Here is an 11,426-nt window from a genome sequence, read left to right as displayed (position 1 = left end):
CTCACAGGGCGGACAAGCCACCCGATAACTTAGCTTCCGTTTGCCTCTACCCAGCTCGAGGCGTGCTCACGCGCGCTGCGATCTGCCTGCAGAATATGCTCCAGATCACGCACCGCCTCACTGGGCAAACGGTTCAATGTGTCCTCGATGATAACAGGGATGTCCACAAAGCGAACGCGCCCTGCCAGAAAGGCTTCGACCGCCACCTCGTTGGCCGCATTCAGCAAGGCGCAACTGGTGCCGCCGGCGAGAGCCGCTTCCCGGGCAAGACGCAGACAGGGAAACCGCACCGGGTCCGGGGCTTCAAAATCAAGTCGTGCGGTTGTCAGCAGGTCCAGTGCGCTGACACCGGAATCAATGCGCTCCGGCCACGCCAGGGCATGAGCAATGGGCGTTCGCATATCCGGGTTTCCCAGCTGAGCAAGCACGGACCCGTCGACATAATCGACCAGCGAATGCACTACGCTCTGAGGGTGCACAACCACCTCAACCTGATCCGGATGTGCCGCAAACAGCCAGCAGGCCTCGATCAACTCGAGCCCCTTGTTCATCATGCTGGCCGAGTCCACCGATATTTTCTGCCCCATCGACCAGTTCGGATGCGCACAGGCCTGCGCCGGCGTTACCTGAAGTAACTGTTCGTAGGTAAAGCTACGAAACGGCCCGCCCGAAGCCGTCAACAGAATACGACGCACCCCTGCCTTGCCGAGCCCCGCCGAATAATGCTCGGGCATGCACTGAAAAATCGCATTGTGCTCGCTGTCGATCGGCAGCAAACGTGCGCCGGAGGCCTTCACGGCTTCCATGAACAATGCACCGGACATGACCAGCGCTTCCTTGTTCGCCAGCAATACCCGCTTGCCCGCCTGGACTGCGGCCAGGGTTGGCCGAAGGCCGGCCGCGCCGACAATGGCCGCCATCACCACATCCACTGCATCATCGGCAGCAACCCGCGCCAACGCGTCGGCACCATGGAGCACCTCGGTCTGCAGCCCTTCTGCAAGCAGCTCAGCCTGCAGGACATCGGCCTGAACCTCGTCAGCGACGACCGCATACTGCGGGCGATGAGCACGACACTGCGCCGCCAGCACACTCATGCGGCTATAACCGGTCAGCGCAAACACCTGATAGCGCGACGGGTGACGGGCAATCACGTCCAGCGTGCTGACACCAATCGACCCGGTAGCACCCAGAACGGTAACCTGCTGCCGGCTCACGCCAAACGGCTCCCGAGCAGCAGCCAGACCCCAACGTACAGCGGAATCGCCGCAGTCAGACTATCGATGCGATCCAGCACGCCACCATGTCCCGGCAACAGATTACTGCTGTCCTTGAGGCCGGCCTCGCGCTTGAACAGGCTTTCAGTCAGATCGCCGACTACCGATATCAGCACCACCAGCGCCGAACCGACAAGGCCCAAAACAATCGCCTGCAGCCCCCAGCCCAGATAGAGCATGGCTGCCAGTGCCAGCGACAGACTCAGCAGCAGGCCGCCGAGCAGGCCTTCACGAGTCTTGCCGGGACTGACATTGGGCAGCAACTTGGTGCGACCAAAGGCCTTGCCGGAAAAGTAGGCGCCGATATCAGCACCAAACACCAGTACCGCAAGCCCCAGAAGCATCCACAGCCCGTGCTCCTGGGCCCGCAACCAGACCACTCCCGCCCAGGCCGGCAACAGGATCAGCAACCCGAACAGTTGACGCAGAAAACTTCCGCGCCACAGACCGGCGCCGTTGGGATAGCGCAGGATCATCAGCGTCGCCATGCCCCACCAAACCAGCGCCGGAGCAACAAAGTAGATGATGGCCGGAGCGTCGCGATACAGACCGACCATGAACAGGCCAAGGGTAGCGGCATAGACAATGCGACCGCTCTGACGGCTTTCACCGCACAGCCGCATCCACTCCCAGGCAGCCAGCATGACCACCGCACCAATAAACGCCGCAAACCATGCGCCCTGCAGGCCGACAAACCCGGACACTGCAATAAGCGCCAGAATGACGCCTGTTATTACCCGTTGCTTGAGCATCAGGACTCCGCTGCGATCTGATCGCTGGTTTTGCCAAATCGGCGTTGACGACCCGCAAAATCACACATCGCCTCGCGCAGGGCGGCATGCTTGAAATCGGGCCAGTAAAGATCGGAAAAGTACAGCTCGGCGTAGGCCAGCTGCCATAGCAGGAAGTTGCTGATGCGCTTCTCACCGCCAGTGCGAATGCACAGGTCCGGCAACGGCAGGCCCGCAGTACTGAGACGCGCCTCAATCGCCTGCTCGTCAATCGATGCCGGCGTACGCTCACCGCGCACTGCTTCTTCCGCCAGACTTCGTGCAGCCTGGGCCATGTCCCACTGGCCACCGTAATTGGCGGCAATGACCAGTGTCAGGCGACTGCAATGGGCAGTCTGCTGCTCGGCCTCCAGCATTGCCTGCTGAAGCTCGCGGGAAAACCGGCTGCGATCACCGATAATGCGCAGGCGCACACCATTCTCGCCCAGCTTGCGAACCTCGCGGCGCAGGGCACTGAGGAACAGCTCCATCAGCGCACCGACCTCGTCGGCCGGGCGCTGCCAGTTTTCGCTGGAGAAGGCAAACAGGGTCAGCACCTCGACCCCTTCCTCGACGCAGACCTCAATCATTGCCTTTACCGCATCGACACCTGCCTTGTGCCCGGCAACGCCGGGCATCAGGCGCTTGCGCGCCCAACGGTTGTTGCCATCCATGATGATGGCAATGTGGCGAGGCACGACGGCCAGGCTACCAGCCTGCTTTTTGTTGTTCATTTGGAAGCCGGTCACTGACAGCCTCAGATGGCCATCAGATCCTTTTCTTTCACTTCCAGCGCCTTGTCGATTTCGGCGATGAACTTGTCGGTCAGCTTCTGCACCTCATCAGCGGCGCGACGCTCCTCGTCTTCGCTGATTGCCTTCTCTTTCTGCAGATCCTTGAGCTGACTCAGCGCATCGCGGCGAATGTTGCGCACGGCAACGCGACCGCCTTCAGCCTCTGCACGGGCCTGTTTGGTGTAGCCCTTGCGAGTCTCCTCGGTCAGCGCCGGCATGGGTACACGAATGGTCGTGCCGGAGGTGGCCGGGTTGAGGCCCAGATCAGAGGTCATGATCGCCTTTTCGACCGCCTGAATCATGCCCTTGTCGAACACGCTCAGAGCCAGGGTCCGCGAATCCTCAACGATGACGTTGGCAACCTGACGCAGCGGCGTATCGGAGCCGTAATAGGAGACCATGATGCTGTCCAGCAGAGCCGGGTGAGCGCGACCGGTACGAATCTTGGCGAACGCGTGCTCCAGCGCCTCAACGGATTTCTTCATGCGCTCCTGCGCGTCTTGCTTGATTTCGTTGATCATTACTCAACCCTCGATCAGTGTTCCTTCGGCGCTGCCAACAACCGCATTCAGCAACGCACCAGGTTTGTTCATGTTAAACACCCGCAGGGGCATATTGTGGTCACGGATCAGGCAGATTGCCGTCAGGTCCATGACTTCCAGCTTAAGATCCAGAACCTGGTCATAGCTGAGTGTTTCGAAGCGTTCGGCGTTCGGGTCTTTCATCGGGTCGGCGTTGTAAACACCGTCCACCTTGGTCGCCTTGAGCACCAGATCGGCGTCGACCTCGATACCGCGCAAACAGGCCGCCGTATCGGTGGTGAAGAAAGGGTTACCCGTGCCGGCGGAGAATATTACCACGTCACCACCAGCGAGGTAGCGCATTGCCTTGCGGCGGTCGTAATGCTCGGTCACGCCTTCCATGGTGATGGCCGACATCACCCGAGTCTGGATGTTGGACCGCTCCAGCGAGTCGCGCATGGCCAGCGCATTCATGACGGTCGCCAGCATACCCATGTGGTCGCCAGTGACCCGATCCATGCCGGCTGCGCTCAACGCAGCTCCCCGGAACAGGTTGCCACCGCCAATCACCAGACCGACCTGGACGCCAATACCAATCAATTGCCCGATTTCCAGCGCCATACGGTCCAGCACCTTGGGATCAATACCGAAATCCTCGGTTCCCATCAGCGCCTCGCCGCTGAGCTTGAGAAGAATGCGCTTGTATTTGGGTTGGCGGCTACTGGGTACCTGGGCCATGTCTTAGTCTCCTGGGCTGGAAGGGAGAAATACTCAACGAGTTCCACCCAGACCATCGGGGCGCGAACTTGTTCAGTATTTCTTGAAAAAGAGGCTTCACGCCTGCGCGGGAAGCCTCTCGGATCAACCTTGTCACCCCCACCGATGGGCGGGGGCGGTGCACCGGTCAGCGTGCACTATAGCGTATTACTGCTTGGCAGCAGCCAGCTGAGCGGCAACTTCGGCAGCAAAGTCGGTCTCGGCACGCTCGATGCCCTCACCCACTTCGAAACGCACGAAGGAAACTACTTCAGCACCGGCTTTCTTGGCCAGCTCACCGACCTTGACGTCCGGATCCTTGACGAAGGGCTGCTCGATCAGGCTGCCTTCGGAAACAAACTTGTTGATACGGCCCTTGACCATGTTCTCAACAATATTTTCCGGCTTGCCGGCGATCTTGTCAGCGTTCAGAGCCAGGAAGATTTCCTTCTCTTTGGCGATCGCTTCTTCGGATACCTGGGAGGCATCCAGGAACTGCGGGTTGCTGGCAGCAACGTGCATGGCGATGTCACGGGCCAGTTCTTCGTTACCGCCATTCAGGGTAACGACAACACCGATGCGGTGACCGTGCAGGTAAGCACCAACCACATCACCTTCAACGCGGGTCAGGCGACGGATGTTGACGTTCTCACCAGTCTTGGCAACCAGAGCTTCGCGGGCCGCTTCCTGATCAGCGATCAGCGGAGCAGCGTCGGTGTAACCAGCTTCAAACGCCTTGTCCAGGCTGGCAGCAACGAATGCCTTGAAGTCTTCCTGCAGAGCCAGAAAGTCGGTCTGGGAGTTGACTTCGATGATGACTGCGGACTTGTTGTCGGCAGCAACCTTGACGGCGATGGAGCCTTCAGCGGCGATATTGCCTGCTTTTTTGGCTGCCTTGATGGCGCCGGAAGCGCGCATGTCGTCAATCGCCTTCTCGATATCACCTTCAGCGGCAACCAGAGCCTTTTTGCACTCCATCATGCCCTGACCGGTACGCTCGCGCAGTTCTTTGACCAGTGCTGCAGTAACTTCTGCCATGGATTCTTCCTCACATAACTGGATTAGTTCCTGCTTCCGATAATCAGCAGGAAGCAACGAATCATCTTGCGATAAACACATTGCAAAAAGGGGGCATCGCCCCCTTTTTGCTACGGCAACAATTCAGCCGTATGCACCTCAGCCCTCAGAGGCTTCCGGAGCAGCTTCTTCGACGAACTCGTCAGCAGCGCCGGCGTTGCCCTTGCCACGCATTACTGCGTCAGCCATGGCAGCAGCGTACAGCTTGATGGCGCGGATTGCGTCGTCGTTACCCGGGATAACGAAGTCAACGCCATCCGGGCTGCTGTTGGTATCAACGATGCCGATGACCGGAATACCCAGCTTGTTGGCTTCGGTGATGGCAATGCGCTCGTGCTCGACGTCGATGACGAACAGGGCATCGGGCAGGCCGCCCATATCCTTGATACCACCCAGGCTGCGATCCAGTTTTTCCAGATCGCGCGAGCGCATCAGCGCTTCTTTCTTGGTCAGCTTGGCGAAGGTGCCGTCCTGAGACTGAGCTTCCAGGTCGCGCAGACGCTTGATGGACTGACGGATGGTCTTGTAGTTGGTCAGCATGCCGCCGAGCCAACGGTGATCAACATAGGGCTGACCAGCACGTGATGCTTCTTCAGCAATGATCTTGCTGGCAGCGCGCTTGGTGCCGACGAACAGGATCTTGTTCTTGCCGGCAGCCTGCTTTTCCACAAAGCTCAGGGCTTCATGGAACATCGGCATGGTCTTTTCCAGGTTGATGATGTGAATCTTGTTGCGAGCGCCGAAAATGTACTTGCCCATTTTCGGGTTCCAGTAACGGGTCTGGTGGCCGAAGTGCGCACCGGCCTTCAGCATGTCGCGCATAGAGACTTGGGTCATGATAACTCCAGTAAGTCGGGTTGGGCCTCCACGCATCCCAGCATCCAACCCCGAAGGGCACCCAGGATACCGTGTCGATACGTGTGCGGTTTTAAGGTAAATGCCGAGCGAGCTCGATGACTCTTTTCTCAGCGGGGCGCTTTATACCATATCGACCACCCTGAATAAAGCATTGCCGTCATGCAGACGACGCACGGCCGGCTCAACAGGCGCGCGCAGGTCTGATAGAATCCCTTGCTTTTCCAACGTCGCCAGCCGGCGCCCAATCAAGAGAGTCCTGCCATGACCGTTACCATCAAGACCGCTGAAGACATTGCCGGCATGCGGGTTGCCGGCCGCCTCGCGGCAGAGGTTCTGGAAATGATCGGCGAGTACGTCAAACCGGGCGTCACCACCGACGAACTCAACACCATCTGCCACGACTACATCGTCAACGTCCAGAACGCTATTCCAGCACCGCTCAATTACGGCGGTGCTCCGGGCCGCATGCCCTTCCCCAAATCCATCTGCACCTCCATCAACCATGTCGTCTGCCACGGCATTCCGAATGACAAGCCACTGAAGAACGGCGATGCGCTGAATATCGACGTTACCGTCATCAAGGATGGGTACCACGGCGACACCAGCAAGATGTTCATGGTCGGCGAAGTGCCGGAGTGGGTCGAGCGCCTGAGCCGTGTTACCCAGGAATGCATGTATAAGGGTATCTCGGTAGTGCGCCCCGGCGCCCGTCTGGGTGACATCGGCGCGGTGATTCAGGAACACGCCCATGCCAACCGCTACAGCGTGGTGCGCGAGTACTGCGGTCATGGTATCGGCAAGGTATTCCACGAAGAGCCGCAGATTCTGCACTACGGCCGTGCCGGCACCGGGATGGAGCTGGTCGAAGGCATGACCTTTACCATCGAGCCGATGATCAACCAGGGCCGTGCGGAAACCCGTCTGCTGGGCGACAACTGGACCGCCATCACCAAGGACCGCAAGCTGTCAGCACAATGGGAACACACCATTCTGGTAACGGCCGACGGGTACGAGGTGTTGACCCTGCGCAGCGAAGAGACCTTCCGCTGACCGGCGACTGATTCGCTGTCCGGCCAACCCGACCTGCCGAGGAACTGAGATGATGGATGACGCGCTTTTCGATCCCGGCCAGTTTCAGGCCGAGCTAGCCCTCAAGAGCAGCCCGATTGCGGCCTTCAAGAAAGCCATTCGCCAGGCCGACGCGCTGATTGCCCAGCGCTTCGAGGAAGGCCGTGACATTCACCAGCTGATCCATGAGCGCGCCTGGTTTACCGACCAGATCCTGCAGCAGGCGTGGGCCAGGCTGCCCTGCGCCAGCGATCCCGGTATCGCGTTGCTGGCGGTTGGCGGCTACGGCCGCGGCGAGCTTCATCCACACTCGGACATCGACCTTCTTATCCTGCTGCGCGGCGACGCAGAGCCCTTTCGCGAGTCGATCGAAGCCTTCCTGATGCTGCTCTGGGACATCGGTCTGGAAGTGGGCCAGAGCGTGCGCAGTATCGAAGAGTGCCAGCATGAAGCCCGCGCCGACATCACCGTCATCACCAACCTGATGGAGTCGCGCACCCTGGCGGGCGACGAGGCACTGCGCCAGGACATGATGCAGGCGATCGATACCAGCCACATGTGGACCGACGCCGAGTTCTTCCGCGCCAAGCGCGCTGAGCAGCACGCCCGCCACGCCAAGTTCAACGACACCGAGTACAACCTCGAACCCAACGTAAAAAGCTCTCCGGGTGGTCTGCGCGACATTCAGACCATCGCCTGGGTCGCCCTGCGCCATTTCGGCACCAATGACCTGAGCGAGCTGGTCCAGCAGGGCTTTTTGAACGAGCCCGAGTACCGCATCCTCGACTCCGGACGCGCCTTCCTCTGGAAGGTGCGCTTTGCCCTGCATACCCTGTCGGGCCGCGCCGAAGACCGCCTGCTGTTCGATCACCAGCGCGCCCTGGCCAAGCTGCTCGGTTACGAGGGCACCGACAGCAAGCTGGCGGTCGAGCGTTTCATGCAGAAGTACTATCGGGTGGTGATGTCCCTGTCGGAGCTGAACGACCTGCTGATGCAGCACTTTGAGGAAATCTTGCTGCGTGATGCCGAAGCGGCCGACATTCGCCCACTCAACAGCCGCTTCCAGGTACGCAACCACTACATCGAGGTCACCAACCCGAATGTTTTCAAGCGTACCCCGTTCGCGATTCTGGAAATCTTCCTGCTGATGGCCCAGCACCCGGAAATCCGCGGGGTGCGCGCCGATACCATCCGCCTGCTGCGCGACCATCGCCACCTGATTGATGACGACTTCCGCAGCGACATCCGCAACACCAGCCTGTTTATCGAACTGTTCCGCTGCAAGGAAGGCATCCACCGTAACCTGCGCCGAATGAACCGCTATGGCATCCTCGGCCGCTACCTGCCGGAATTCGGCAAGATCGTCGGCCAGATGCAGCACGACCTGTTCCACATATACACGGTCGATGCGCACACCCTGAATCTGATCAAGCACCTGCGCAAACTGAACCGCCCCGAATACCAGGACAAGTATCCGCTGGCCTGGCGGATTTTCTGCCGTCTTCCCAAGCCGGATCTGCTTTACATGGCGGGGCTGTATCACGATATCGCCAAGGGCCGCGGCGGTGACCATTCGGAACTCGGCGCAGTCGATGCCCAGCAGTTCTGCACCCGTCACCACCTGCCGGCCTGGGATACTCACCTGGTCAGCTGGCTGGTCGAGAACCACCTGCTGATGTCGACCACCGCGCAGCGCAAGGACATCTCCGACCCACTGGAGATCCACGACTTCGCTACCAAGGTCGGCAATCAGGTGCGGCTCGACTACCTCTATGTGCTGACCATCGCCGACATCAACGCGACCAACCCGACGCTGTGGAACTCCTGGCGCGCGTCCCTGCTGCGCCAGCTGTATACCGAGACCAAGCGCGCCCTGCGCCGCGGCCTGGACAATCCGCCGGATCGCGAAGAGCACATCCGCCAGACCCAGCAGGCCGCGCTCGATATTCTGGTGCGCAACGGCATCGAGGAAGAGGATGCCGAGGATCTCTGGTCAGAGCTGGGTGAGGACTATTTCCTGCGTCACACCGCCAGCGATGTGGCCTGGCACACCGAGGCGATCGTTCAGCACAACGACCGCCACGGCCCACTGGTACTGATCAAGGAAACCGCCCAACGCGAATTCGAGGGCGCGACCCAGATCTTCATCTATACCCCGGAACAGAACGACCTGTTTGCGGCGACAGTGTCAGCGATGGATCAGCTCAACCTGAGCATTCAGGATGCGCGCATCATCACTTCGACCAGCCAGTTCAGCCTGGACACCTACATCGTGCTCGACTCTGACGGCGGCTCCATCGGCGAGAATCCCGAACGCATCCGCCAGATCAAGCAGGGGCTGGTTGACGCCCTGTCCGACCCGGATGCCTACCCGAGCATCATCCAGCGCCGCGTGCCACGTCAGCTCAAGCACTTTGCCTTTGCACCCGAGGTCACCATTTTCAACGACCCGAGCGGCCTGCATACCATTCTGGAATTGAGCGCACCGGACCGGCCCGGCCTGCTGGCGCGCATGGGCCGCATCTTCCTCGACTTCGACATCAGCGTGCAGAACGCCAAGATCGTCACCCTGGGCGAGCGCGTGGACGACGTATTCGTCATCACCGACGCCAACAACCAGGCGCTGTCCGACCCGCAACTGTGCGAACGTCTGCAGCAGACCATTATCGACACACTCAGCAGTACCCAGCCGACCGGCCAGGAGTACAGCAGCCCCATTGCCATCGGCCCCTGAGGACACCGCATGAATCACGACCTGCAGCGCCTGCAGCCCTACCCTTTTGAAAAGCTGCGCGCCCTGATCGCCGACGTCACCCCGAACCCGGCACTGCGCCCGATCTCGCTGTCAATCGGCGAGCCCAAGCACCCGTCTCCGCCCTTCGTGCTGCAGGCCCTGGCCGACAACCTCAACCAGGCGGCGGTCTACCCGACGACCCAGGGTAAGCCCGAGCTGCGCCAGAGCATCGCCGAGTGGCTGACAAAACGCTTTGCACTGAAACACGGCAGCCTGGATATCAATGGCAACATCATCCCGGTCAACGGCACCCGTGAAGCGCTGTTCTCCTTTACCCAGGCACTGATCGCCCGCGATCCGCAGGGGCTGGTGGTCAGCCCCAACCCCTTCTATCAGATCTATGAAGGCGCGGCGTTTCTGGCTGGTGTAGAGCCGCACTACCTGGCCTGCGACGGCAGCAATGGCTTTATCCCGGATTTCGGCGCCGTCCCGGCCGACATCTGGCAGCGCTGCCAGCTGCTGTTTATCTGCACACCGGGTAACCCGACCGGTGCAGTCATTCCACTGGACACCCTGCAGCAGTTGATCAAGCTGGCCGACCAGTACGACTTCGTGATCGCCTCGGACGAGTGCTACAGCGAAATATACGCCCCGGACGGCCCCGCGCCGGTCGGTCTGCTGCAGGCCTGCGCCGCCATGGGCCGTGACGACTACGCCCGCTGCGTGGTGTTCCACAGCCTGTCCAAGCGCTCCAACCTGCCGGGCCTGCGCTCGGGCTTCGTCGCCGGCGACGCCAGCCTGCTCAAGCCGTATCTCACCTACCGTACCTACCACGGCTGCGCGATGCCGATCCACAGCCAGATCGCCAGCATCGCCGCGTGGCAGGATGAAGCGCACGTTGCCGACAACCGCGCCCAGTATCAGGCCAAGTTCGACGCTGTTCTTGCCATTCTCGCCGACGTGATGGAGGTCGAGCGCCCCGACGCCGGTTTCTACCTGTGGCCCAAGACCCCCATCGACGACGAGACCTTCACTACCCGCCTGCTGGCCGAGCAGAATGTCGCCGTGGTGCCCGGACGTTACCTGTCACGGGAAATTGATGGTTATAATCCCGGCGCCGGACGGGTCCGCATGGCGCTGGTCGCCCCGCTGGACGAGTGCATTGAAGCTGCCGAACGCATCCGCGACTTCATCAGGAGCCTGTAAGCCATGATTATCCTGTACGGCATCAAGGCCTGCGACACCATGAAAAAGGCCCGCACCTGGCTCGAAGAGCACGGTGTCGACTACCAGTTTCACGATTACAAGACGCAAGGCATCGACGCCGAACGCCTGCATGCCTGGTGCGCCGAACACGGCTGGGAAGTCGTCCTCAACCGCAAGGGCACTACCTTCCGCAAGCTTGACGACGCGGATAAGGCAAACATCGATACAGACAAGGCGGTTGCGCTGATGCAAGCCAACCCCTCAATGATAAAAAGACCGGTACTGGATATCGGCTCGCAGCGCCTGGTCGGCTTCAAGCCGGAGTGGTACGCCAGCGCGTTTGAATCCAATGCATAGCACTAGCA

Annotated in this window: 11 protein-coding genes; 4 read left to right on the top strand and 7 right to left on the bottom strand. The window is 60.4% G+C overall.

Annotated elements, in window-relative coordinates; genetic code table 11:
* Nucleotides 1–29: 29 nt before the first annotated feature.
* From ispC to rpsB, 7 genes are all read right to left on the bottom strand, one after another.
* Nucleotides 30–1,217 (bottom strand): 1-deoxy-D-xylulose-5-phosphate reductoisomerase, encoded by a 1,188-nt coding sequence (ispC, locus tag B7O88_RS01335; RefSeq protein ID WP_088273398.1) that lies wholly within the window; start codon nt 1,215–1,217, stop codon nt 30–32.
* Nucleotides 1,214–2,029 (bottom strand): phosphatidate cytidylyltransferase, encoded by an 816-nt coding sequence (locus tag B7O88_RS01330; protein WP_088273397.1) that lies wholly within the window; start codon nt 2,027–2,029, stop codon nt 1,214–1,216. Before B7O88_RS01330 ends, ispC begins: the two co-directional genes overlap by 4 nt.
* Nucleotides 2,029–2,781, bottom strand: coding sequence for a polyprenyl diphosphate synthase (gene uppS / locus B7O88_RS01325; protein WP_088273903.1), 753 nt, complete (start codon nt 2,779–2,781; stop codon nt 2,029–2,031). The genes B7O88_RS01330 and uppS overlap by 1 nt, the downstream gene beginning before the upstream one ends.
* Nucleotides 2,782–2,804: 23 nt before the next feature.
* Nucleotides 2,805–3,362: a ribosome recycling factor gene (frr, locus tag B7O88_RS01320; protein ID WP_088273396.1), complete on the bottom strand. Its 558-nt coding sequence runs from the start codon at nt 3,360–3,362 to the stop codon at nt 2,805–2,807.
* 3 nt (nt 3,363–3,365) lie between these two features.
* Complete coding sequence (gene pyrH, locus B7O88_RS01315; protein WP_088273395.1) at nt 3,366–4,100, bottom strand: UMP kinase; 735 nt, start codon at nt 4,098–4,100, stop codon at nt 3,366–3,368.
* A gap of 186 nt (nt 4,101–4,286) precedes the next feature.
* A complete protein-coding gene (gene tsf, locus B7O88_RS01310; protein ID WP_088273394.1) occupies nt 4,287–5,156 on the bottom strand; it encodes a translation elongation factor Ts in 870 nt (289 codons plus the stop codon).
* A 138-nt stretch (nt 5,157–5,294) separates the two neighbouring features.
* Nucleotides 5,295–6,032 (bottom strand): 30S ribosomal protein S2, encoded by a 738-nt coding sequence (gene rpsB / locus B7O88_RS01305; protein WP_088273393.1) that lies wholly within the window; start codon nt 6,030–6,032, stop codon nt 5,295–5,297.
* 282 nt (nt 6,033–6,314) lie between these two features.
* On the opposite strand from rpsB, the gene map reads away from it, so the two are divergent.
* From map to B7O88_RS01285, 4 genes are read left to right on the top strand one after another with little or no spacing between them, the layout of a single operon-like run.
* A complete protein-coding gene (gene map / locus B7O88_RS01300; RefSeq protein ID WP_088273392.1) occupies nt 6,315–7,103 on the top strand; it encodes a type I methionyl aminopeptidase in 789 nt (262 codons plus the stop codon).
* Nucleotides 7,104–7,155: 52 nt separating this feature from the next.
* On the top strand, nt 7,156–9,855 hold the full coding sequence (locus tag B7O88_RS01295; RefSeq protein ID WP_235005700.1) for a [protein-PII] uridylyltransferase: 2,700 nt from the start codon (nt 7,156–7,158) through the stop codon (nt 9,853–9,855).
* A 9-nt stretch (nt 9,856–9,864) separates the two neighbouring features.
* A complete protein-coding gene (dapC, locus tag B7O88_RS01290) occupies nt 9,865–11,061 on the top strand; it encodes a succinyldiaminopimelate transaminase (protein WP_088273390.1) in 1,197 nt (398 codons plus the stop codon).
* A 3-nt stretch (nt 11,062–11,064) separates the two neighbouring features.
* Nucleotides 11,065–11,418, top strand: a complete 354-nt coding sequence (locus B7O88_RS01285; protein ID WP_088273389.1) for an ArsC family reductase — start codon at nt 11,065–11,067, stop codon at nt 11,416–11,418.
* The last annotated feature ends 8 nt before the right edge of the window (nt 11,419–11,426 follow it).

Source organism: Halopseudomonas aestusnigri (assembly GCF_002197985.1).
Taxonomy (GTDB): Bacteria; Pseudomonadota; Gammaproteobacteria; order Pseudomonadales; family Pseudomonadaceae; genus Halopseudomonas; species Halopseudomonas aestusnigri.
This window is presented reverse-complemented; position numbering and strand designations above follow the sequence as displayed.